Origin of the sequence: Planktothricoides raciborskii GIHE-MW2, from assembly GCF_040564635.1 — a bacterium.
Lineage (GTDB): Bacteria > Cyanobacteriota > Cyanobacteriia > Cyanobacteriales > Laspinemataceae > Planktothricoides > Planktothricoides raciborskii.
In genome coordinates this window covers 1,488,926-1,513,526 of record NZ_CP159837.1, presented here as the reverse complement: position 1 = coordinate 1,513,526, position 24,601 = coordinate 1,488,926, and the positions used below count along the sequence as shown (strand labels likewise).

Sequence of the window (24,601 nt, the reverse complement as noted above, 5' to 3'; positions counted from 1 at the left end):
AACAACAAATAGCAAATAACCAGTAAAATCCGGCATCCCTGATCTGCCCTGATCTGCAAATCCCAAACAGATAGCAAAATAATGGAATACAAATTTGAATTTCGTCCCTACCAGCGCCAATTCCGAGTCCCGGTCAAAACCAGTCATGGCACCTGGGATCTCCGAAAAGGTATTATCCTGCGTCTCACCGATGAGAAAGGGAAAGAAGGTTTCGGTGAAATTGCCCCAGTGAGTTGGTTGGGGTCAGAAACCTTTGAGCAAGCTTTAGACTTTTGTCAACAACTCCCCAAGGTGATTACACCAACGAATATTTTTTCAGTTCCCGACGAGTTACCCGCTTGTCAATTTGGGATTGAATCAGCCTGGGAAACCATTACCACTCATGCACTCACCCTGAGTGGAATGCCATTAGAGGATTTGCCAGATCCTACTTCAGAACCGGAAATGTGTAGTGGTTTACTTCCCCCTGGACAAGCGGCCATCCTTGCCTGCAAGATTCTCTGGAAAAAAGGATATCGTACCTTTAAGTGGAAAATTGGTGTGATTCCCATTCAGTTAGAACTGCGAATTTTAGAGCAGTTAGTCCAGTCAATTCTGGAAGATTTTTCTGCCGATGACTCGATTTCCCTTCGCTTAGATGCCAATGGCGGACTGACGGATGTGGAAGCGAGTCAATGGTTGCACGTTTGCGATCGCGCTGGGAAAATTATTGAATTTTTAGAGCAACCGTTGCCGGTGGATCAGTTTGACCAGATGAAGAAATTAAGCGATCGCTTTTCCACCCCCATTGCCTTAGATGAATCAGTCGTCACCCTGAAGCAAATGAAAGAGGTTTATCAAAAAGGTTGGAACGGAATTTTTGTGATTAAACCGAGTATTGCCGGTTCTCCTTCCCAAATTCGTCAGTTTTGCAAATCGAAAAATATTGATGCGGTCTTTTCATCGGTTTTTGAAACCGAAATAGGCCGCGAAGCTGCCCTGAGATTAGCTTCAGAATTAAATACTAAACATAATCGGCCTGTGGGATTTGGGGTCAACCATTGGTTTGATGATAATTTTGATGTTCATCAACTTTGGCATGATTAAACCGCTGTCCGGGAAAATTATCCTCTATCAGGGATATCTTATTTAATTTTTTAAGTTTATAGTTGTAAATTTCTAGTTGTTTTACTTGGAATCGAAACCAGCATGAACTATTGGATATTATCAACATTAACCACCCGAAATCATCAAGGTTGGCTCAAAGGAATTGACGGGCAAAAAATCGAGGCGATCGCCCAGCAAAAATTTCAGGAAATTAGCGATCGCTCCCCGGATTGTCCGGGGAAAATTATCCTTTGTGACGCTGACCCGGAGCAATTTATTGGCAATTTTATCGCCGCAGTCGAGGCCAAATGTCCCATTTTTTTAGCCAATCCGCACTGGCAAGCACAAGAATGGCAGCAGGTCTTTGATTACCTCCAGCCCGATATTATTTGGGGCAATGATTTAGCACATTTACAGAAATATCTCAAAAAACCGGCAACAGCCAAAAAATCTGACCAGTTTTTTCCCTTACCCAAAAACCAAGCAGCGATTATGATTCCCACGGGCGGATCTTCGGGAAAAATTCGCTTTACCATTCATACTTGGGAAACTTTAACCGCATCAGTCAGCGGATTTACGGAGTATTTTCAAGTCTCAAAAGTGAATTCCTTTTGTGTTTTACCCCTGTATCATGTTAGTGGTTTGATGCAATTTATTCGCTCGTTCACTACCGGCGGAACTTTGGCAATTTTCCCCTCTTATAAAGAAATTTTAAATGTCCTCACTTCAGAATCTCGCGAGGTAATCCCCTGTCAAAAATATCTGCAAGAAATTAACCCGGAAAATTTTTTTATTTCCCTTGTACCCACCCAGCTTTCTCGCTTCCTAGAACAGGCGATCGCCGCCGATTGGTTATCACAATTTGCCACGGTGCTTCTCGGTGGCGCCCCCCCATGGCCAGAATTATTAGAAAAAGCTAGAGAGTATCACGTTAAATTAGCACCGACCTACGGCATGACGGAAACAGCCTCCCAAATTGTCACCTTAAAACCCAGCGCTTTCTTAGCTGGGAATCAGACTTGTGGTCAAGTTTTACCTCATGCCCAAGTGAGAATTTGTAATGAAGATGGTCAGCCATTAGGGGTTAATCAAATTGGCCTAATTAAGATTAGAGCTAAATCTTTAGCCCTGGGTTATTATCCCGATATGGCATCGTTTTCCCTATGTGAGGATAATTCACCAGAGTTTACCGCTGATGATTTGGGTTTTTTTGATGCCGATGGTGACATAAATATTGTGGGACGCCGCAGCGACAAAATTATTACAGGTGGGGAAAATGTGTTTCCCGCTGAGGTAGAAGCGGCAATTAGAACTACTGGTTTAGTTGCCGATGTTTGCGCGATCGCCTTACCCGATCCTGACTGGGGTCAAGCGATCGCCGCTGTTTATGTTCCTAACCATTTAACCGTTTCCCCGGAATCTCTGAAAATCGAGTTAGTAGATCGGTTGGCTAAGTATAAGCAGCCAAAACATTGGGTGCCGGTGACAGAGTTACCTCGGAATGCTCAGGGAAAAATCAACCGCGTCAGCCTCTATCAAATTGCCCAAGCATGGCGTCTTAGCCAACCGCAAACAACTAACTAACATTCAACCGTTCCATGATTAATTAGCTGACCGAAGTCAATTCTTGAGCGTGAACCTGTTGCCAAAGATATTGCACATAAGACTTACGCGCCGACATCGTTTGGCCGTTTTCTGCCAAATCTTCTGCGGTTTGTTCTAAAATTCGCACGTCAATCGCATTCAGTCTTTGCCGCCGCTTGCTAGAACTCAACAACCAGACCAGTTGAAACATCATCTCTGGGTCTGCGGTGGTGTTGGGATTGCACCAAGCCAGTGCCATTTTATGATTATGGTTTTTGCGGTTTGTCAAATTCAACCGATCCCAATACCCTAATTCTCTGATTCTTGTATAAAATTGTTGTTCCAGTGTCATAGTGCCCTACTTTGTTGAACCGACTAGAAAGTGTGCCTTAACCAACCCGGATTAGATTCACTAATTCTTAATATATCTTAATTTATTAAAAGAATGTTAAATAGTTTGTATTCTGTTACACAAAATTACAATTAATTACTAAATTATTTTCTTTGTCTTAATTTTTCTGTAGATTTATTAAGTTTTTTTAATTTAAATGTAGTAAAATTAAATAACATTACTATTTATTAAGTTTGTTTGAGATTTGTAAGATTTTTCTGAGAAAGTAGCGATCGCTATTAGGTGAAATATATAACTTGTTGGTTATTGGTTATAAATTAAGGGAAGAGGGAAGAGGGAAGAGGGAAGAGGGAAGAGGGAAAAGTGAATAGTGAATAGTGAATAGTGAATAGTGAATAGTGAATAGTGATATTTCTTTTGTACCACACCCCACACCCCCTTTCCCCAACCAACAACCAACAACCAACTATAAATCATCAATTCCTGTGGTCAACCACTGGATCATCGGTGGGGATAAGGGTTGTCGGCGGCGATCGCGGGGATTAATACAGACATGGCGAGTTAAGGCTTTGGCAAGGCAATTCTGAGTGAGTTTGGGATCTGGGAAAATTTCATAAGCAATTTCAAAGGAGTTGTCATTTAATTGATGGGGGGTTAACTCCACACAGAGGCGATCGCCGCAAAACATGGGTCGGAAAAAATCCACACTAGCATGAACAATGGGAATCGCCACCTCCGGGTTGCGAAAAAAATCTTTCAGATTAAATTCTGCGGACAACAGTGAAGCTTCATAAGCTTCATGGCATATGGCCAAAACATTACTAAAATAGACCACTCCCGCTGCGTCAGTGTCTTGGAAGCGAATCGTCCGCAAGTAGGTGAATGACATATTATTAATTATTAGTGATTAGTTATTGGTTAGGGGTGCTGATTGTGGAATTTAACGCTGAGATGTTGGTTGATTTGCCGGGGAATTTGCCGGGGAAATGCGGCGATCGCGATACATTAAAGGTAATCCCCCTTTTTTGCTAATCTAGCTAATGTAGGTTAGACCATTGGTAGGCAACCCAACCCTCTAATCGCCGCGATCGCGATCGGTAAATTCTATTGTCAAGAATTGGTAACATATCACTGGGGAAGAGGGCGGCGTTGCCTGAAAGTATATAGCGGTTATTGTCCGAATGAAGTACAGAGGTTTTCTGGATTCCCGCCGGCGCGGGAATGACAGGTTTTTTTTGTACTTCATAACTATGACAATTGCTATATAGGTTTCCGAATACTGACCAGTCCTAATCTACTATATCTACTATCCCTTATATCTACTATCCCCTGAGCAAAGAATAAAGAATCACGCATAATTTTTAGTCGGTTTTTAGAATTATCCCTCACTTGCCTAGAGACTTGATACTTTGTCAGAACAAAAAAAATGATTTGGCTGGAGATTATTCTTTTTTTATATAAAATTAAAGCCAATCTCTGAAATAGATATTTTAAATAGACCAAAACCTTGATTTAAAGATACCATGAGAAAAGTCTAATTGAGTCACTGAGATCGCCGTTCAATTGAACCAATTATAACTAACTATGATCGAGCGCCAAATGATGACAAAATGATGACAAAATATTTAGTCGTCAAGAACCGTCCATTATAATTAGATCGGGGCGGCGAGATTTAAAGACAAAGCTGTAGCACAAATGAGAGATTTAGGGGAAAATATTAAAAAAATACAAAAATTCATTTGTCTCTGGCGATTTCTGAATGGTCAAGCCGGTTACAGTCATTCAACGGCTGATTCAATATGGGGATGGTAGCGAGAGACTCGCCATTATCAAGGTCAGGAGGCTCTATAAACAATGTCTGAACGGCAACTAGCAATGCAAATCGAGGATCTCAGTAGACAAATAGCCGAATTGCAGACCACATTGCAAGCAGAAATCAAGGCTCGTCAGCAAGTTGAGTCTTTATTCTGGGAACAGCAAATCTCCCAAAACACAGGAGACTTAGCCAATTCAAGCACTGAGGAGCCACTTAGGGAAAATCGCCGAAAATGCTCGCTACAGTGGATCAATCACATTCTGAATACCATTGCGGATCCCATTTTTGTTAAGAATGAAGGACACCGTTATTTAGTTGTCAACGATGCTTTTTGCCAACTGGTTGGATATCCCCGAGAACAGTTGATTGGTCAGTCCGACGAGCAGATTTTTCCCGAAGTTGACCTGTTCCGAGAACAAGAGAAACGGGTCTTAGCCTTGGGGTCTCCGGTGGAATATGAGGCGAATTTTACCAACGCCGTGGGTAACACTTATGTTATCTCCACAAAGATATATTGTGTTGAGGATGTGGGGGCAGAAAAATTCTTGGTGGGGATCGGTCGAGAAATTAGCCAGCAAAAGGAAATGGAGTTGACCATGCTGGAATGTCAAGAGCGTTTTCTGGATATCATGGATCAAGCCGCAGTTGGCATTGCTCAACTGTCACTGGATGGTCAGTTTTTGTGGACGAATTCTGGTTTTGGCAAAATTGTCGGTTATTCTGAGTCAGAATTATTAGAAATGAAGTTCCAGGATTTGACTCATTCCGCAGATTTGGACTCAAGTCTAGAGTTATGTCAGGCATTAATTAATGATTTAATTCCTAAGTTTTCGCGGGAAAAGCGGTATATTCACAAAAATGGTGCAGTGGTTTGGGGCAATGTTACTGTATCTTTGGCGCGAAATCACGAGGGAAAACCGAAATATTTTGTGGCGTTTTTGACGGATATTAGCGATCGCAAACGCACGGAACAAGCATTACAAGACAGCGAACATCGATATTATAGCTTGATGCAGGTTTCTCCCGTGGGAATTTTCCATTTAGATGCCAGTGGAGAATGTGTTTATGCTAATCCTCACGCTTGTGAAATCGCTGGGTTGGGACTGGTTGATATGTTGGGAGAAGGATGGATTCAAAATGTTCATCCCGAAGATCGTCTAGCGGTGTTTGAGCAGTTGCAACAGATCCACAGCGATCGCCAAAAAGTGACTGGTAAATATCGGTTTTTACGGGCTAATAATCAGGTGACTTGGGTTTTGTCAGAGGCGATCGCTCAATTTGACCAAGACACGAAAATCACTGGCTATGTTTGGACGGTGACAAATATTAATGAATTGAAAGTCACTGAGGAAGCATTGCGTCAAAGTGAAGAGCAATTTCGTCATACATTTGAATATGCCCCCATTGGGATGGCGATCCAGTCTTTGAATGGGCCATTTCAGCGGGTGAATCAAGGATTGTGTGAACCTTTGGGCTACACCGCTGAGGAATTGTTAGGCAAAAGTTTTGCGGATTTAATCCATCCAGAGGAAGTGATGGCATTTCTGGAACAACAGCAGCATTTATTAGCCGATGAAATTGCTTCTTTTCGAATGGAAAATCGCTATTTGGCTAAAGATGGTCATGTAGTTCATGCTTTGTTAAAAATGGTGTTAGTGCGGGACTTTAGGGGAGAACCGCTACATTTGCTCGGTCAATTTGTGGATATTAGCGATCGCAAACAAGTCGAGCAACAATTAGTTCACGATGCTTTCCATGATGCTCTCACTGGTCTGCCTAATCGGGCGATGTTTTTGGAACGAGTTTCCACCGCACTGAAACGAATTAAACGATATCCCCATCAGCTATTTGCTGTGTTATTTTTAGATGTGGATCGCTTCAAAATTGTCAATGATAGTATGGGGCCGGTGATGGGCGATCGACTGTTAATTGCGATCGCTGATAAACTGAATCAATGTCTGCGGTCTACGGATATGGTAGCCCGTTTGGGCGGCGATGAATTTAGTATTTTACTCGAAGATATTAAAGATATTAAAGATGCCACAAAAGTCGCAGATCGCATTTTAGAACTGCTGGGTTCACCCTTTACTTTAAATGGTTATGAAGTCGTCACCACTGCGAGTATTGGCATTGCCATGCTATCTCCGACCTATGAACAACCAGAGCAAGTCCTCCGAGATGCAGATATTGCCATGTATCGAGCCAAACGCGCTGGCAAAGCTCGGTATGAAATATTTGATAAAGTAATGTATTCCTATGCTTTGGGTTTATTACAGTTAGAAAATGACTTGCGAAGAGCCATAGAAAAACGCGAATTTAAATTACACTATCAACCAATTACCTCTTTAGTATCCGCCAGCTTAACTGGCTTTGAAGCATTGGTGCGTTGGCATCATCCAGAGAAAGGCATGGTTTCCCCGGTGGAATTTATTCCTATTGCGGAAGAAACCGGGTTAATTGTGCCTTTGGGTGAGTGGGTACTCCGGGAAGCTTGTCAGCAAATGAAGCAATGGCAAGACCAATTTTCCTGGGTTGCTCCTTTGAAAATGAGTGTGAATCTTTCGGCAAAACAGCTTAGGGAGAAGCAATTAATTCAGAAGATTGATGACATTTTACTAGAAACTAATTTAAATCCCAATTGCCTGAAGTTAGAAATTACTGAAAGTGTGTTAATGGAAAATACCGAGGTAGTGGCGAAAATTCTCTGGCAACTGCGATCGCGCAATATTGAGTTAAGTCTGGACGATTTTGGCACCGGCTATTCTTCCTTAAGCTATTTACATAGTTTCCCCGTCAATACAGTGAAAATTGACCGTTCTTTTGTCAGTCGTATGAACGACAACGAAGAAAACTCAGAAATCGTCAAAGCCATTGTCACCCTGGCGCATACTTTGGGCATGGATGCAGTAGCCGAAGGCATCGAAACCTCTGAACAATTAGCCCAATTAAAATCCCTAGCTTGTGAACAAGGACAAGGTTATTTCTTTTCTAAACCCTTAGATAGTCAAGCGGCAACGGAGTTATTAGCCAACGCCCCAACTTGGTTTAATCACGGGGAAGCATGAGGGCTTGGGCAGATGTAGGGGTGCGCGGGTGCGGGGGGGCAGGGAAAGTGAAAAGTCGTAGGGGCGAATGGCCAAGAGAGAAAAGAGAGGAGAGAAAAGAGAGGAGAGAATATCTTTCCTCTTTCCTATGCATCCTCTTTCCTCTTTCCTATGCATCCTCTTTCCTATGCATCCTCCCTTTCACTATTCACTATTCACTCTCTCCTGAAGCTTCTGAAGCTCCTGAAGCCCCTCATCCCCACTCGATCGCCCCATTGAATCTCTGAATGACAAAGGCTTCAACTAAGTCCTAGTTCTCGTTTGAGCCGATTAATTGAATCCGGGTTGATGTAATGGTCGATACAGTAAACTTGCGGGGCGCGAATTAGGTCTTCTTTAGCCGCTGCGATCGCCGCTTTCACGGAAGGTAAACTGGCGGGGTCACAGCCGATCACCCTTGCCCGACGGACAATCGAATTGAGCTTATAGGCATCTTCCAGTTGGGCGGTAATCACCAGTAATTCATCCCCCCGCATACTATTAATAATCACTTCCGTGGCTCGCAACCAACCGGGACTAATGCTTACCAGACCCAGACAGCTATCCTTGGGTAGCTGTTTGACAATCGCCTCTTCTTTGGCATGGTCATAAATATCAATCGGCAAAACTCGTACCGACTTGGGCTTGGCGATCTCCTCCGCTTTGCCAATAAAATAACGAGTCGTCACCACCGTTCCCGAAGGCGCTTGGGCCAGCACGTCAGCCAACTCCTCCAAAGCCACAAGTTGCACCGGCGTTGCCAGGGCTTCTTCTAACTCCCAACGCATCCACTTACCAATGCCAATATCTTGGGACGGGGCTGTCACCAGAATTCGCGCACTACACCGTAAACGCCAATCAATTTCTCCTAAAAATAGCTCTCTGGTTTCATTGAGCGTGCAACCCAGAGCAATTAGCTTGTCAACACTTTTCTGCACAATCTCACTCGCTTGGGGATGTTGTTCTAAGATGTAAGATTTGATAGGCCGTTGGCCTGGAGAGCCTTCGGCTTTGACATAAATCCCCGAACCCGCTTGGGATTCTACCAACCCGATCGCTTCTAATTGTTCATAAACTTTGCTAATCGTATTCCGGTGTAAACCCGTCTGCATGGCCAACGCACGGGTACTCGGTAGCTTTTCCCCCGGAGAATATTGCCGAGAGGCGATCGCAAACCGAATTTGATTAAATAATTGGTTCGACGCAGAAATTTCGCTATCAGACTGAATATGAAAATCAACCATATCAGGGGCTCCAGGGACAAATTATTTGTTGATTGTTGATTGTTGATTGTTGATTGTTTATTGTTGGTTCTGGCTAACCTATAATAACCAATAACGAACACCCAATAACCAATAACGAATAACCAATAACCATCAACCAACAACCAACAACCATCAACCAACAACCAACTATCAATATAAAATCAAACCAGTTATGTCAGAGAAACTATGTCAGAACAGCAAATACTTACTCATCAGGTTAAAGTTGTCAACGGAGATTTGCAACTTTCCGCCTATTTAGCCCAACCTGTGGGTCAAGGGACATTTCCAGGGGTGATCGTGTTCCAAGAGGTCTTTGGGGTCAATGCCCATATTCGGGATGTCACCGAACGCATTGCCAAACAAGGATATGTGGCGATCGCCCCAGCAATTTTTCAACGCACTGCCCCCAACTTTGAAACCGGATACACCGAAAAAGACCTAGAAATCGGCAGATATCATAAAGACCTCACCACCGCCGACCAACTCCTGAGTGATACCCAAGCCACCATCAACTACCTGAAAAGCTTGCCCGTCACCACGGATAACTTTGGCTGCATTGGCTTCTGCTTTGGCGGTCACGTCGCTTACCTGGCGGCGACATTACCGGACATCAAAGCCACCGCCTCATTTTATGGCGGCGGAATTGCCACCATGACCCCTGGAGGCGGTGAACCTACCATCACCCGCACCCCAGAAATCAACGGCAGCATTTACCTATTCTTCGGCAACCAAGACCCCCTCATTCCCAATGAACAGGGCGATCAAATTGAAGCCGAACTTCAGAAACATCAAATCTCTCATCGCGTCTTTCGCTACGATGGAACCGACCACGGTTTCTTCTGCGATCGACGGGCTAGTTACAACCCCAGCGCCGCCGCAGATGCTTGGACTCACGTCTTACAACTCTATGGCGAAACCCTCAAAACCTCTCACTAAGTGAAACTCTTATTGAGCATTAGGTGACAGGTCATTGGTGAACAAAGAAAAAATGACCTGTCACCTAACGACAACTATCAAAAGTTTTATTCAGCTAAAATTTATCTAAATGCTAAAGTAGTAAACAGGAGTAAACAAAATGGTTCAGGGCGTTTTCACAGATCCCAGCGTTGAATTTTTTCCCTTTGAACAAGAAATATTCGATCGCGATTTTTATCTCGCGGCCAACCCCGACGTTGCCGCCGCCGGATTCAATGACGAGCAACTATTAAATCACTTCCTCAACAATGGAATTGATGAAGGCCGGCGATTTTCTCTCGTATTTGATTTTAACTTTTACCGCGCCGCAAATCCAGATTTAGCTGGGTTAAGTAATCGGGATCTATTGAATCATTTTAAAACATCAGGAATCAGCGAAGGTCGGCTATTTTCCCCATTTATTGACCTGGACTTCTACATTCAATCATATAGAAAGAGAAACGAATTAACCACCGCAGTTCCCGAAGATTTTAACCCCATAGAATCAGCGAACCGACAATGGCTCCGGTTATTAGTGAACCAACTACAAACCGCTCCAGCACAACCAGAAGAAGGAGAAGATTTTTTCCGCTTTTCTCCCTACATTGATATTCAAGAAATTTACCTACCCACTAACCCGGATTTAGTCAACGCTGGTTTCAACGTCAAACAAGCCTTACAACACTTACAACTGTTTGGCCTAAATGAAGGTCGCCGGTTTTCGATTATTTTCGATCCGAAATACTATGTCGAAAATAATCGGGAGCTTCAGTCGGCTAATTTCAACAGTCGCACCGCCTTAGAACACTTTATCCGATTTGGTATCAACGAAAATCGCCGTCCCTCCCTGCTGTATGATACTCAATATTATCGAGATAACAACCAAGATTTAAAAGAACAAAATCTCAATAATAAGGAATTAATCAATCATTTTCGTCTGATTGGTTTGCCCGACGAACAACGGCAATCTTCTGTATATTTTGCCCCTAGAGCTATTGATGCTTTACTCCAAAATCAAACCGTTGCCGAAAATCCTGATGAAGCTTTGGCAGCGAATAACATTTTACAGCCGAAACAAAAGTGGAACACCAGGGTTAATGGCACCCTGACTTATAGCTTTGTGACCCAAGCTAGTGCCGGTCTTTATACCGGGGTAGAAAGTGGGGTCGGGGAGGTCAGCGAAGCGATTAAAAATAATGTCCGGGAAATCATGCGGCAGTATAATGAAATTCTGCCATTTCAATTGGTGGAGGTGCCGGACAGACCCCCGAATACCGGGGAAATTAGAATTATGTTTTCTAACGGACAACCAAATAATTTTGGCAACTTTTATGCTTATGCTTATGACCCTGGAATTAGTGATATTAATTTACGGGGTGATATCCATTTAAGTAGAAATTTTGAGTCGGATCAAAATAATGCTTTTTCTCGACAAAAAGGCACTTTTGGCTATGAGTCTTTGGTACGGCAAATCGGGTTTGCTTTAGGACTGAAAAATCCGGGGATTGCTAGTACCAATCCTTTAAATAATTCCCCCGTAAGTTCCACAGAATCTCAGCCATTCTTACAGTCTTTTCAAGATAATAATACGAATACGGCGATGAGTTATAATTTTGCCGGGGTAGGCGCGGTTAGCCCGATGTCTTATGATATTCGGGCGCTGCAATACCTGTATGGGTTTAGTGATGCCAGAAAGGGCAATGATGTCTATGCCTTTGATGGCAGTAATTTTATCGGGATGAAACAGACCGTCTGGGATGGGGGTGGCATCGATACCCTGGATTTTTCCCAATTGCCGGGGATTGATAGTTATTTCTTTAATATGAATGAGGGGGGACTGAATACCACCTTTAGTGCCCTGAATGGTTCCACCTATATCGGGGTGTCAGCGGTTAGAGGTGAAGATGGGAGTTTAGAACGGGCTGGAGTTGGTAATGCCCTCTTGACGATCGCCGATGGGCCACATATTACCAGTAGTTATGGCACGGTGATTGGTTTTGGGGTGCTGGTTGAGAATTTGATTGGTTCTCCCGTGAATGATTTTATTTCGGGCAATAATCTGGATAATGTGATTAACGGTGGCCCTGGGGCGGATACGATTATCGGTGGCAGAGGCGCCGATACCCTGACCGGGGGGCAGGGTTCTGATATTTTTGTGTATGCGATCGCCGATGGTTCTGACCGGATTACGGATTTTAGCGATGGGGTGGATAAGATTGGTTTGTCCGCTGGGCTGACCTTTGACCAGTTGTCGATTACTGGAGTGGGCGCCGATACGTTGATTCGGGTTGCCGGTACGGGTGAGCTTTTGGCGGTATTAGCTGGGGTGCCGGATTTTGCGATTAATGCCGGGGATTTTACCTTGGTGTAATCCGAAGCGATCGCCGAAACTATCGCCGAAACTATCGCCAAAAAAGAGCGATCGCCGTAAGAATTAGCTAGACTGGGTAAGCTGATTGTTGATGGATAACACAGATGTTCCCTCTCCAGTCAGCTACGACAGTTCAATGTTGTAGCGGTTCAGTTCTATCAGTATAATTTTACTTTTGTCAAATCCTGAAATTGTTATGAATCAAGAATCGACCCGTTCTCAAAAGGGTAAGCCTTCCTTTTCCGCTGAAGATTTTGCCAAAGCCCTTGCAGAACACGACTATGCGTTTAGTCTCGGTCAGGTGGTGTCCGGTCGGATCGGTGCCTATACAAACGATGGTGTCTATGTAGACATTGGCGCCAAGTCCCCTGGGTTTCTGCCGAAGCGAGAAGCAGCGGTGGCATTCGTTGAGGATCTTGAGGAACTATTACCCCTCGATGAAGAACGGGAGTTTTTGATTATCCGCGAACAAGATGCGGAAGGTCAGGTGACTCTTTCGATTCGACAATTGGAACTTAAGCAAATCTGGGATAAGTTGGCGAACAAGCAAAAAGAAAATCAGTCCGTTGATTTGTATGTGACGGGTGTGAATAAAGGTGGGGTGACGGTTGATATCAATGGGTTGCGTGGGTTTATTCCCCGATCGCACTTGTTGGAAAAAAATAATCCCGCATCCCTGGTGGGTAAAAACTTGACGGCAAATATTTTAGAGTTAGATCGCGATCGCAATAAGCTGGTGTTTTCCCAACGGCACTTAGCCCAATCCAGTCGGATTGGTGAAATTAAGGTGGGCCAACTCCTGGAAGGAACCGTAGTCAGTATTAAACCCTTTGGCGTTTTTGTGGATGTGGATGGGATGACTGCTTTACTCCATATTAATCAAGTGAGTAAAAATTACGTGAAATCTCTGGATGATCTGTTTTCTTTGCGGCAACCCATTAAAGCGGTCGTGATTGATATTGATGAAACCAAAGGTCGCGTTTCTCTGTCAACCAAGTTATTAGAAAATCACCCCGGAGAAATCATAGAAAACTTTAATGAGGTGATGGATAACGCTGAAGCCCGTCATAATAAAATCAGTCAAACATTGCCCTCTTAATTAGTCAAGCAATAACCCTGATTTGTCAACAAATCGGGGTTTTACACTAACCATCAACCATCAACCAACAAACAGGGAACAGGGAACAGGGAACAGGGAACAGAGGTGCTGGGGTGCTGGTGGGCTGGGGAAAGAGAGGGAATAGGGAATAGGGAATAGGGAATAGGGAATAGGGAATAGTGAATAGTGATACTTCTTTTCACTTTTCACTTTTCACTTTTAACTTTTAACTTGTACGGGCGTATGGCCAGAAAGCCCCTACGACTTTTAACTTTTAACTTTTAACTTTTCACTTTTCACTTCTCTTCCCCCACACCCCAACCAACAACCATCAACCATCAACCATCAACCATCAACCATCAACCATTAATTGATGTAAAGTCGCGGTCATTACATCAGTGGTTTGACCAAAGACTGTAAATAGTAACACTTCTCGATAAACTCGTTGGGCGGGATGATCAAGATAATTCGCTTCCCCACTAGCAACAGTGACGGCAGCATGGGCACAACGATTAGCTAAAGCGATCGCCTCCGCTCGTAATTTTAAACCATTTTCATAGATCACCTCTGTTGCCAATTCTGACAAAATTGCCTCGCGACACCGGGTCAACTTCCGATCCAAAACCTCAAAGGTTTCTTGAATAATTGGTAAGTGTTTTGTTTTCGCCGTCTGTTCAATAATATCTAAAGCAGCGCGAGCACAACCTAAGCAGAAAAAACTAAACATCAGCACTTTCTTGCGGTCATTTTGATGTATCCAACCGGGGGGCTGAATGCCCACAATATAATCGTGGGGAACAAACCAATTTTTAATTTCCCCAATGACCGTATTGGTAGACTGCATGGCCGCTAACTGCATAGGTTCGCTAAAATGAATTTCGCCCCCATTCGGTTGGGTAGTATTGGTAAAAGGAATAATGGCGAAGACTGCCCGACCATCGGCTAAGGTGGCCGCTACAATTAATTCGGGAAATATATCAAATCCCGTCGCCCAACGTAAGTCCCCAGAGATGCGATAGCCCCCTTTGACCGGGAAGGCTTTGATCCGGGGTTCCCCAGCACGTCGGAGGTGGGAAAAGCCAACCCCCAAAAGGCGATCGCCCGTTGCCAAATCTGGTAAATAAGCTTGTTTCAGTGCTTTATTTTCACTGGCGAAGATCGTACTACTGGCACTTTGATGCTGAATTTGCAGAAAGGCTAAAGCACCAGAATATCTGGCGACCATTTCCTGAAACCGCCGAAAGTCTTCTTCTGATTCGGTGAGTTTTAAGGCTAATAAGGAGCGATCGCCCAATCCTTGCATTGCCCAACGCAACACCGCCTGGTCACGATCGATGGCAGCGGCTTGGGGCGCGATTTCTGACCGCAGATAAAACTCCGCAATCTCCAGCAGGGGTGGCTGACTACTCATAATTTGGCTTAAAATTTTACTGATTTTAATTTTAGATTTAAATGACCATAACTCAAGCTAAAAAAAACGAGATTTATTTATGCCGCTAAATCAAGAAACCGAAATATTTTTAGAACAAGTAGCCCAGTCCGGTCAACCGCCACTACATGAGCAGCAACCGGAAACTGCCCGCAAAATGAACGCCGTGTTCGTGGCTGCTTCCCACCCCCCCGAACCTGTAGCCCAAGTGGAACCTCGCACCATCCCCGGTCCTGGGGGAGAGATTCCCCTCTTGATTTATACCCCCTTTGGGGCTGGGCCCTTTCCCTTGTTGGTGTATTTTCACGGGGGCGGTTGGGTAATCGGTGATTTGCCAATGGTGGATAGTATTTGTCGGACTTTAGCCAATGCCGCTGGTTGTGTGGTGGTGTCCGTGGATTATCGGTTAGCCCCCGAACATAAATTTCCCGCAGGGCTAGAAGATGCCTACACCGCAACTAAGTGGGTGGCGGAAAATGCGGCATTATTAAATGGCGATTCCCGCTTAATTGCGGTAGCGGGGGAAAGTGCCGGGGGAAATCTTGCGGCAGGGGTGACGTTAATGGCACGAGATCGCGGCGAATTTGCTTTAATCTATCAATTACTGATTTATCCTGCTACTCAATATCAATCCAACACCCCATCCTTTCACCAATATGGAGAAAACTACTTTTTAACGGCTGACTCAATTAACTGGTTTTGGCATCATTATTTACCCAGTCCCACGGAGGGAAAAAATCCTTATGCATCTCCCTTGTTGGCGGAAAATTTGGCCAATTTACCCCCAGGATTAATTGTCACTGCTGAATTTGACCCCCTGCGCGATGAAGGGGAAACTTACGGCGATCGCCTCCGGGAAGCTGGGGTAGAAATCAAAACCATTCGCTATGATGGCACCATCCATGCTTTTATTAATTTCGCGAAATTCTTGCCCCTGGGTCAAACTGCCTTAAAGGAAATTGGGGCAATTCTCCAAACTGCCTTCACCCAGGGAAAAAATCACTCTTAATCACCGATAAAAAATAGAGGGAAATGATGAAACCACACCGCCGAATATTTCATCTTTTAATCACCTTATTTCTCATATGCCTGATGGGATGCGCTCCTGCTCAAGCATCCCTGGATATGTCTGCCCGACTCAGCCGATTAGAATCAGAATTTTTCATGGTGCGATCGCAGATAAATTCCCTGGAATCTCAAGTTTCTCGACTCAACAACCGCCTAGATTTTGCCCAAATCCGGCAAGCCCCCGAACCGGCGATCTTTCCCCTACCCCAACGGGAAATAGTCGAATCCCCCAACAAACAACAATTTGATCGACTAGCCACCCTTTTAATCGAACTCAAAGAACAAATCAACACCCTAGAAACCCGATTTTCTCAGTTAGAAGCACAATTTAATCAGACTAACCAATAACCACCAACCACCAACCAGCAACACCCATAAAAATTACCCCATAAAAAATCATGGCTAAATGTCCAATTTGCTACACCGAATATCTTGAATCAACCCTAGAAACACCCCTAGAAAAATGTGCCGTTTGCGAATGGGATTTAAAATACTATAATTTACCCCAAACTGGGAAATATCGTCAAGCCTTTGCCAAAAAAGAACAAGCCCATCTCGACTGGGCGAGAAAAATGTGGCAAAAATATCTCGTACAACAAAATCACTCCCTGACTCAGCCCGTAAACGTCAACCCTTTAGTCAATAATTCTTATCGAGAATCAGTCAATCAAAGTCTTGAATATGCCATCATTCTCAAACTGGAAGCCCGATTAGAACAATTAGAATCTCGGTTACAAACATCTGAATTAGAAATTAAAAGCTTACGCTCGGAATTGGCCGTTGAACAAGAGGAAAATCGCCATTTAAAATCTCAGATGGAATGGGTTTTGTATGTCTTGCAGGAAGCCAACCCCCAAGACATCCAACAAACTCTCTGGCAACTCCAAGAATGGGCTCATGCTCTAAGCAATTACCCAGCCCAAAATCAACCCCAAAATCAACCCCAAAATTATCTAAAATCCGAGGTGGGGATGGACTATTCTAAGTTAGAAAAACTCCTGGCAGCGGGAAAATGGCGACAAGCCGATGAACGCACTTGGGATATTATGCTTAGAGTGGCTAATCAGGAAGATCGAGGTTTTTTAAATCTTGAAGATATCGAAGGATTTCCGGCTACGGACTTAGAAACGATCGCATGGCTTTGGGACTATTATAGTGGCGGTCGATTTGGCTTCCATATTCAGTATAAAATTTGGCAAACTGTGGGCAATGACTACACTATTTTTTGCGATCGCGTGGGTTGGCGAGTCAAAGAAAATTGGCTGTATTATGATGATTTAAATTGCTCTATTACCGCCGCCGAAGGTCATTTGCCGGTTACAGGATGGCGTAAACGGTCTTGTTATGGCCTCGGTGGGGCTACAGCCCAAGAAAATACTGCCGCTTTAATTGCTCGCTTTAATGAATTGAATAACGTGAATATTTAAATGAACATTTTGTCACTAAAAATCTCCAACTAACAAAAATCTCCAACTAAAAATTTCTGGGCATTGGTGGGCAATGCCCGATTTCCCATCACTCCTGTTCGGCTATTATTACCGGAATAAATACCGGAATAAATACCGGACTAAATACCGGACTAAATACCGGACTAAATACCGGACTAAATACCGGACTAAATACCGGACTAAATACCGGACTAAATTGAGTAAGGTGGGGATTTTTTATCTAGATCGCGGTTGCCTGACGAGATAGGAATTTCTATGGAACGTAAAAACTCAGCACTTTCTTCCGGTAGAGAACTGTTAATAAACATTCCGCTGCCTAATTCAAATCCGGCAGCTTGTGATACTCTGGGAATAATGGCCAGATACCAATGATAGTAATCCGTGTAATCTTGATCCGTAGGAATTGAGCGAATGGTATAGTTATAGTCTGGGTTATTTAATCCATAATAGAGTTTAGCCAGAACCGTTTTCAAAATCCGAGCCATATCGATAATTTCTTCATCAGAAATTTGCTCAAAAGACGAGCTATGTCTTTTGGGAAAAATCCATAGATGAAATGGGGATAATGCCGCATAAGGAATAAAGGCGACAAAATGTTTATTTTCGGAAATAATCCTCTGAGAGGCTGAGAGTTCATCTTTCATTGTTCGACAATATAAACACTCCCCAGTTTCATCAAAATATCGCATCGCTTCTGAGATGCGATCGCGCATTTGACCGGGCACAATAGGGGTGGCCGCAATTTGCGAGTGAGGATGTTCTAAAGACGTTCCCGCTTTCGGACCATGATTCTTAAAAATGACAATTGTTTTGATTCGAGGATCCCGTTTAAGTTGGCGATATCGTTCCCGATACATGCTAAAAATATTGGCAATTTCGCTAATTGTCAGCAGTGCCGGATTGACGTTATGCAAGGGATGTTCAATAATCACCTCATGGACGCCGAAACCGGCGATCGAACGGTAAGTTTTTTGAATTTTGCGCGTGGGTTCTTTTTCCGGGGAAACAGCGGGATATTTATTAAAAACCGCCCGGACTTTCCAGTTTTCGCGATCGCCTAAACAACAGATTTCCTCGGCAGTATCATGCTCATTCCCTGGACAAAATGGACAATCCGCTTGATAAGGTGGAATGATGCGATCGCTTTCTATTTTTTTCGCAAATTGATTCGGTCGTTGTGACCGTTCATGGGCAATAATCACCCAATCTCTGGTAATTAAATTTTGTCTGAGTTCTGACATGGTGTTTATCTAAATAGAAATTCAACGTTTTAATTCAGCGTTATAGCGGTTGATCCGGGAAGGATCGCCCTTCCATAGAACAACCGCTAAGGGAGAACAAATTGAGACAAGGACTCCCTGGAGGTGACTGTTTTTTGCGATCTGCGCCAAATTAGCCCATTAACAAATTCACAAAAGTTAACATTTTGGCTAATCAACAGAAAAAATCTTTGCTGAGAAATCAGTCCCGAAAAAAACCGAGAATATTTTTCTCCGTCACTTACCTTGTTTTTTTTACATCAATCATTATTATAACTGGATTCAGCCCCCTATTTCATGGGACGAGAACAGAGAAAAAATGACTGCCGGATTTCTTAAATTATTTTTTATAATTAGTTTCGTTTGAATATTTAATGCTGAAAAATGAATTTATTTGTTAAAATTTTAATGCCAGCGATCGATAAAAAATAATTAAATTTTAGATTAGCGATATCGCTATATATATTTTTTTTATTGAAAATAAACAAGCAGAATTTAATCATTTTTTTCAACGAATATTTAAAATATAATTTTAAATATTAGTTGAAATCTAATTTAACAATTCTTAACCGATCGCCGCTCCCAGTAAATCAGCCTAGACTGATGGTACTCTAGATCAGACTTTAGCTCGGACTTTTGCTCGTCCCAGATGCAAATTGCCCCTGGGAAGGGCTGGTCTATCTTCAAACCCTGGTGAGGAGCAATTTGCCCGTAAGGAAAAATGCTTATTCTTTTCGACCGTATTCGCCACCCTGTTTTCCATTGTTTGTTTTCGGGAACATGAAGGGTAATTTTCTCCCAGCCCTAAGTCAAACCAACTGCCACGCAAATTTGCGTTGCTAAATCGTCATCGTATTCAGCGGCGGAATTGACCAATTTCTTTAACCGGCTTATTTAACCGGAATTTGATGCATAATTTCAGGAAAAACTATCAACCAATTTATCAGGAAAGTACCCATGTCTCATAAACCATTGCCAAACCTAGACATCAAAGAAAAAATCAAAGAAAAAATCAATGAAAAAGGCCAAGAAAAAGTTACAGAAAAACAGCATAATTTTGGGGGACAAAAACTAGAACAAGAAATCGAAGCAGAAGATAAAGAAGAAGATTATTTTGATTATTTTTACGACGAACCGGGCAGCGCACCGGGAACTTTGACGATTGAATCGGATGCGGCTCCCACCAAAATTGTCTTGATTGATTATAACTTAGAGCGAGCAACTCGCGTCAGAATTAATCAGCCGGAAGAATGCTATCAATACTTAGATACAGAGTCAGTTTCTTGGGTCGATATTCAAGGTTTAGGAAATGAAGCAACCTGGCAACGGATTGGCGGAGTGTTTCATTTGCATCCCCTGGTACTCGAAGATGTGGTCAATGTACCACAGCGACCCAAAGTTGAAGAATATCAAGAGCAATTGCTGATTATTGCACACATGGTGATGCCGATGGAAGATCAGCAGGGTTTCTATCTAGAACAGGTGAGTTTTGTGTTGAGCAAACATTATCTGTTGACGGTTCAAGAAGAACCGGAACATGATTGTTTTGGGTTGGTGCGATCGCGCATTCGGTCGGGCAAGGGCATGATTCGCAAACACGGGGCTGATTTTTTAGCTTATGCATTATTAGATGCTATTATTGATGGGTTTTTCCCCGTATTAGAAGATTACGGCGAACGCATCGAAGAACTAGAAGATGAAGTGGTGGCAAATCCCTCGCGAAAAACCTTAGAAAAAATTTATGAAGTGCGGCGAGAATTACTCGCTTTACGGCGGGCAATTTGGCCGCAGCGCCACTCGATTAATCGGTTAATTAGAGATGATAGTAAGCTGATTAGTCAGGATGTGCGAATTTATTTGCGGGACTGTTACGATCACGTTACCCAAGTGATTGATTTAGTAGAAACTTACCGAGAATTAACCTCTGGGTTAATGGATGTCTATTTATCCGCTGTCAGCAATAAGATGAATGATGTGATGAAATTACTTACCATCATTTCCACGATTTTTATTCCCCTAACTTTTATTGTGGGGGTGTACGGGATGAATTTTAATCCCGACGCTTCGCCGTTTAATATGCCAGAATTGAATTCCTATTGGGGCTATGTCGGCTGTTGGGGAGTGATGATTGCGATCGCACTCTCATTAGTCTATTTCTTTTGGCGTCGGGGCTGGTTTGAGAATTTCTCCTCCGTAGACAAAGATTAAGATTTTCTCTAACTTGAACTTGACAAAAGATATTTTTTATGGGGATAACAAGATTAAGTGCAATAACCCCCAATAAATAACCAACAACAACCAATAACACCAATAACACCAATAACAAATAACTAGCACCAAGACAATGATTTCTATCGTGCTTATTTTGACTGTGGGCGTCATTCCCTCATTAATTTCCGTTTGGGTACTCCGGCAAGCCCAAGCGACAGCCAATGAACGATTGCAACGAGCAATTGCCAGGGCTGGCAGCGGATGGGTTCCTGATGATTCACCGGCCAATCAGCCCCCAGAACCGTGGCAAATTATTGGCGATCGCACCTGCCAATTTAATGCCAATTCTCCCTACATTCGTTGCGCCGTTAATCCTCAAGGGCCTTGTCAAGGTTGCCGTCATTATGAACCGGCAAATTTTAGCCTACAAAATCTAAATTATTAATCATGGATAATTGTGGTTATTAGTTATTGGTTATTCTTTATTGGACTCCAGACAACCAATAACCAATAACCAATAACCAATAACCAATAACCTTTGACTAATAGCCACCATTTAATTCAAGCTAAATGGTAGAATAAATCTTTTCTTGCAAATGAATTTGATCTCGTCGGGGGTCAGAATAACTGACTTGCACATCGAGGCGATCGCCCAACTCAAAAGGACGGGGGAAACGCCATGCCAACTCCAAGCCCAACTCCTCCAACAAAATCAAACCCAAATTATCTTCTTCCTTCAACCAACGCAGCACCAAAGCCTGCCAAACCTCACCGGAATTGCGCCGCAGATATTCCAAAGCCCAATAGCGATTAGTCTGACGTTCCACCAAACTAGCTTCTTTGGCGGTACTGGTGACACTCATCAGCATTTCCTGAAGTTCTTGCGCTGAAAAAGGCAGCGTATCGCCGCGCAGATGGGCTTTAATCTGGAAATGAGCCAACAAATCGCTATAGCGGCGAATCGGTGATGTCACCTGGGTGTAAGCATCTAAAGCTAAACTCGCATGACGGGCGGGATTTGTCCCCATTTCACTGCGGGGCATACAGCGACGGATAGCACAAGAACGCACCGGACCCGGTTCTAATAAAATTAACTCTTCTTCCGGGGGCAGTTCTGGCTGCATTTGCGCCCGGAAAGGTAGGGGAATATTGTTAGTTTGACCGTAGCTTCCGCCAACTTCCCCAGCCAGAATCATCATTTCCGAGACCAACTTGCGGGACATCGAGTCTTCTAAGACATTGATATAAATCTGGTCATCTTTAACTTTAATCACCGCTTCGGGCATAGAAATGCTGATTGCCCCTTGGGAAGTTCGCCATGCTTGTCGGATGTTTGCCCATTTCGCCAAAGTTGCTAACTCTGCTTCCGCACTGATAGCCAAATGCAGCATCTCATCCACATCTTCATAAGTGAGGCGATAGGTAGGTTGGATGAGACTGGGATGAATCGTATATTCCGCGATCGCGCCATCGGGTTCCAGAATAATCGCAAAACTTAGGGCTGGACAAATTTTGCCTTGGATCAAACTCATCGGCCCCGTCGCCAACTCCGCCGGAAACATCGGCACCATTCCCGTGGGCAAATACACCGTGGTGCTGCGTCGTCTGGCCTCCAGATCCAACTCATCTCCTGGAGACATTAATCGCGTCGGGTCAGCAATATGCACCCATAGACGTTCCCGACCATCCTCCAGATATTCCACACTTAAGCCATCATCAATTTCTTGGGTACTTTCATCGTCGATGGTATAGACCTTCATCTGGGTCAGGTCTAAGCGATTGTTTTCGTCAGGATCAGCCGGGGGAGAAATCAAACAACGATGCGCCACTTCCAGCACCTTGGTAGAAAAATTTATGGGGATTTGAGTTCGTCGCAAAAATAAATTTTCATGTTCAGTCCACAATCCTAAGTCTACTAAAAGATCAAAAGCCCCTTCCGGGGTCTCAGGACGTTGCAAGACCGCTAAGATTTCTTTCGCATTCATCCGTTCTTTGGCTTCTTCGCCAAAGACGGCGTATTTTTCGATCGCCTCAATGCGAATGCGATCGCTATTAGACCATTCCACTGGCTCACCGGCCAAACTTTGAGAAACTCGGGACAAAAATTCTGTCCAATCCCGCTGTCGAGTTTCTTCCACCTCTTTTTGATGTTTCAGTTCAGCCACCTGAGAAGCGGGACGAGGTTCATAGCGATCGCCTTTTTGCTTAAAAAACAGCTTATCTTGAGACAACAAAGAATAAGCTGCATAACACTGAGCCGGAGTCTGGTCAGAAAACAGAAGTAAGGCCATTTCTGCGGGAGAAACTGCCTCGGAATCTTCTACCAAAATTTCCCATGCTACTTCCACACTATCTGGATCGATTAGTGGTTCTACCTCTTTTCGGAAGTTAGCCAGATCAGACGGTTTATAGCCGTCCTTAGCAATTTCATAACTTACTTGCTGAGGACGGATACTTTGGGATTGACCGAATTCGTCAATCACAATCCAGTTTTTTTTGCCATCTGGACGTTCGGCGACGGCGAGTCTACGTTCTGCGTGAACGCGATATTCGATCAGTGTTCCCTTTTCCACAATCCACTAACTTTCGTCACAAAGTGTTTTTTTTCCAGACTAACTTGGTTGAGCAGGCTTCTGCACGGAGTCCCAGACCCTCAGCCAACCATCATTCTCAGCTTAACCTTCTTGATTAACAAAAGGTAACAAAGCTAAGATTCTGGCTCGCTTAATTGCTACAGTCAGTTCTTTTTGTTGTTTGGCCGTCAGCCCAGTAATCCGACGGGGCAGGATTTTGCCTCGTTCGGTGACAAACTTCCGCAGCAGTTCTACATCTTTGTAGTCTATGGGGTCTTTGGGATTAATGGGGGAAACTCGGCGACGAAAATAACTCATAGTTTTCTTTTCTTTAATTGATCAATGAATTTTTCTCTTTCTCCAGATGGGTTTTACCCGGAGGAATCATCTGTAATGACCTGCCGGATAGACCATAAAGCCTTGGAAAACCCAGGGAGTCCTAACCAGCTTTACTTGATTTCTTTGTGAACAGTATGTTTGTTACAGTGAGGGCAGAACTTTTTCAGTTCCATCCGGGCCGAGTTATTCCGACGATTCTTTTGCGTGGTATAGCGAGACACTCCAGGAGAGCGCTTAGTCGGATTCGTGCGACATTCTGTACATTCCAACGTCACTACAATACGAACACCTTTAGCCATTTTTCTATATAATCCGCAACCGGGAGATAATTAGACACAGAGGTTGATTATATCACATCATCTTCCCGGAATGGCTAAAAATTTAGTCAAATTTCCATTGTATCTTAATGTAAACAGGACTGACGTATCATTCATCAAGGTTTTACCGTAATAACTGTTATTTTTTATTCGTTATTTGCTATTCTTTATTTGTTATTTGTTGACTGTTCCCTCTCCCCGTCGCTCCTCCCTTGCTCCCTGATTAAGGGGGAATTCTTTTTCCCTGTTCCCTCTGCCCTGTCCGGCCTCCCAACAACCAATAACCAATAACCAATAACCAATAACCAATAACCCCCCTTCAAAGGGGGGGCAAAGAATCCCTACCC

Annotated in this window: 19 protein-coding genes; 11 read left to right on the top strand and 8 right to left on the bottom strand. The window is 43.6% G+C overall.

Annotated elements, in window-relative coordinates:
• Nucleotides 1-81: 81 nt before the first annotated feature.
• Together ABWT76_RS06425 and ABWT76_RS06420 are read left to right on the top strand one after the other, a co-directional pair.
• Nucleotides 82-1,086 carry an o-succinylbenzoate synthase gene (locus tag ABWT76_RS06425; protein WP_054468275.1) on the top strand — a complete coding sequence of 335 codons (1,005 nt, stop codon included), beginning with the start codon at nucleotides 82-84 and terminating at the stop codon, nucleotides 1,084-1,086.
• A gap of 102 nt (nucleotides 1,087-1,188) precedes the next feature.
• Nucleotides 1,189-2,670, top strand: a complete 1,482-nt coding sequence (locus tag ABWT76_RS06420; protein WP_354635815.1) for a 2-succinylbenzoate--CoA ligase — start codon at nucleotides 1,189-1,191, stop codon at nucleotides 2,668-2,670.
• 22 nt (nucleotides 2,671-2,692) lie between these two features.
• Here the strand turns inward: ABWT76_RS06420 and ABWT76_RS06415 are convergent, their stop codons facing one another.
• Both ABWT76_RS06415 and ABWT76_RS06410 read right to left on the bottom strand, forming a co-directional pair.
• Nucleotides 2,693-3,022: a hypothetical protein gene (locus ABWT76_RS06415; protein WP_054468271.1), complete on the bottom strand. Its 330-nt coding sequence runs from the start codon at nucleotides 3,020-3,022 to the stop codon at nucleotides 2,693-2,695.
• 466 nt (nucleotides 3,023-3,488) lie between these two features.
• Complete coding sequence (locus ABWT76_RS06410; protein WP_054468269.1) at nucleotides 3,489-3,911, bottom strand: thioesterase family protein; 423 nt, start codon at nucleotides 3,909-3,911, stop codon at nucleotides 3,489-3,491.
• Nucleotides 3,912-4,876: 965 nt separating this feature from the next.
• Here ABWT76_RS06410 and ABWT76_RS06405 point away from each other — a divergent pair.
• The gene (locus tag ABWT76_RS06405) at nucleotides 4,877-7,903 is read left to right on the top strand and encodes a PAS domain S-box protein (protein ID WP_354635814.1); all 3,027 of its coding nucleotides are present in this window, start codon (nucleotides 4,877-4,879) and stop codon (nucleotides 7,901-7,903) included.
• A 278-nt stretch (nucleotides 7,904-8,181) separates the two neighbouring features.
• On the opposite strand, the gene ABWT76_RS06400 is transcribed toward ABWT76_RS06405, so the two are convergent.
• Complete coding sequence (locus ABWT76_RS06400; RefSeq protein ID WP_054468264.1) at nucleotides 8,182-9,165, bottom strand: GntR family transcriptional regulator; 984 nt, start codon at nucleotides 9,163-9,165, stop codon at nucleotides 8,182-8,184.
• Between the two features lie 207 nt (nucleotides 9,166-9,372).
• On the opposite strand from ABWT76_RS06400, the gene ABWT76_RS06395 reads away from it, so the two are divergent.
• The 3 genes from ABWT76_RS06395 to ABWT76_RS06385 all read left to right on the top strand — a co-directional run bounded on the left by ABWT76_RS06395 (nucleotide 9,373) and on the right by ABWT76_RS06385 (nucleotide 13,610).
• Complete coding sequence (locus ABWT76_RS06395) at nucleotides 9,373-10,122, top strand: dienelactone hydrolase family protein (protein WP_054468262.1); 750 nt, start codon at nucleotides 9,373-9,375, stop codon at nucleotides 10,120-10,122.
• Nucleotides 10,123-10,261: 139 nt separating this feature from the next.
• Entirely contained in the window at nucleotides 10,262-12,511 is a 2,250-nt protein-coding gene (locus tag ABWT76_RS06390) for a M10 family metallopeptidase (RefSeq protein WP_354635813.1), read from the top strand.
• Between the two features lie 196 nt (nucleotides 12,512-12,707).
• The gene (locus ABWT76_RS06385; RefSeq protein ID WP_054468258.1) at nucleotides 12,708-13,610 is read left to right on the top strand and encodes a S1 RNA-binding domain-containing protein; all 903 of its coding nucleotides are present in this window, start codon (nucleotides 12,708-12,710) and stop codon (nucleotides 13,608-13,610) included.
• Nucleotides 13,611-13,962: 352 nt separating this feature from the next.
• Here the strand turns inward: ABWT76_RS06385 and ABWT76_RS06380 are convergent, their stop codons facing one another.
• Nucleotides 13,963-15,021, bottom strand: a complete 1,059-nt coding sequence (locus ABWT76_RS06380; protein ID WP_054468256.1) for an acyl-CoA dehydrogenase family protein — start codon at nucleotides 15,019-15,021, stop codon at nucleotides 13,963-13,965.
• A 79-nt stretch (nucleotides 15,022-15,100) separates the two neighbouring features.
• On the opposite strand from ABWT76_RS06380, the gene ABWT76_RS06375 reads away from it, so the two are divergent.
• From ABWT76_RS06375 to ABWT76_RS06365, 3 genes are read left to right on the top strand one after another with little or no spacing between them, the layout of a single operon-like run.
• Nucleotides 15,101-16,048 carry an alpha/beta hydrolase gene (locus ABWT76_RS06375; protein ID WP_054468255.1) on the top strand — a complete coding sequence of 316 codons (948 nt, stop codon included), beginning with the start codon at nucleotides 15,101-15,103 and terminating at the stop codon, nucleotides 16,046-16,048.
• 23 nt (nucleotides 16,049-16,071) lie between these two features.
• The gene (locus tag ABWT76_RS06370; RefSeq protein WP_156331905.1) at nucleotides 16,072-16,455 is read left to right on the top strand and encodes a hypothetical protein; all 384 of its coding nucleotides are present in this window, start codon (nucleotides 16,072-16,074) and stop codon (nucleotides 16,453-16,455) included.
• Between the two features lie 50 nt (nucleotides 16,456-16,505).
• Nucleotides 16,506-17,534 carry a GUN4 domain-containing protein gene (locus ABWT76_RS06365; protein WP_054468251.1) on the top strand — a complete coding sequence of 343 codons (1,029 nt, stop codon included), beginning with the start codon at nucleotides 16,506-16,508 and terminating at the stop codon, nucleotides 17,532-17,534.
• Nucleotides 17,535-17,746: 212 nt separating this feature from the next.
• On the opposite strand, the gene galT is transcribed toward ABWT76_RS06365, so the two are convergent.
• A complete protein-coding gene (galT, locus tag ABWT76_RS06360; RefSeq protein WP_054468249.1) occupies nucleotides 17,747-18,796 on the bottom strand; it encodes a galactose-1-phosphate uridylyltransferase in 1,050 nt (349 codons plus the stop codon).
• A 975-nt stretch (nucleotides 18,797-19,771) separates the two neighbouring features.
• Between galT and corA the strand changes: the two genes are divergently transcribed.
• Both corA and ABWT76_RS06350 read left to right on the top strand, forming a co-directional pair.
• Nucleotides 19,772-21,022 (top strand): magnesium/cobalt transporter CorA, encoded by a 1,251-nt coding sequence (gene corA, locus ABWT76_RS06355; protein WP_082348952.1) that lies wholly within the window; start codon nucleotides 19,772-19,774, stop codon nucleotides 21,020-21,022.
• Between the two features lie 136 nt (nucleotides 21,023-21,158).
• The gene (locus tag ABWT76_RS06350; protein ID WP_054468247.1) at nucleotides 21,159-21,470 is read left to right on the top strand and encodes a DUF6464 family protein; all 312 of its coding nucleotides are present in this window, start codon (nucleotides 21,159-21,161) and stop codon (nucleotides 21,468-21,470) included.
• 121 nt (nucleotides 21,471-21,591) lie between these two features.
• Here the strand turns inward: ABWT76_RS06350 and ABWT76_RS06345 are convergent, their stop codons facing one another.
• The 3 genes from ABWT76_RS06345 to rpmG form a co-directional block, all read right to left on the bottom strand.
• Entirely contained in the window at nucleotides 21,592-23,598 is a 2,007-nt protein-coding gene (locus ABWT76_RS06345) for a ribonuclease catalytic domain-containing protein (protein WP_054468245.1), read from the bottom strand.
• A 102-nt stretch (nucleotides 23,599-23,700) separates the two neighbouring features.
• Complete coding sequence (gene rpsR, locus ABWT76_RS06340; RefSeq protein ID WP_054468243.1) at nucleotides 23,701-23,916, bottom strand: 30S ribosomal protein S18; 216 nt, start codon at nucleotides 23,914-23,916, stop codon at nucleotides 23,701-23,703.
• A gap of 131 nt (nucleotides 23,917-24,047) precedes the next feature.
• On the bottom strand, nucleotides 24,048-24,236 hold the full coding sequence (rpmG, locus tag ABWT76_RS06335; protein WP_072160851.1) for a 50S ribosomal protein L33: 189 nt from the start codon (nucleotides 24,234-24,236) through the stop codon (nucleotides 24,048-24,050).
• Nucleotides 24,237-24,601 lie beyond the last annotated feature (365 nt).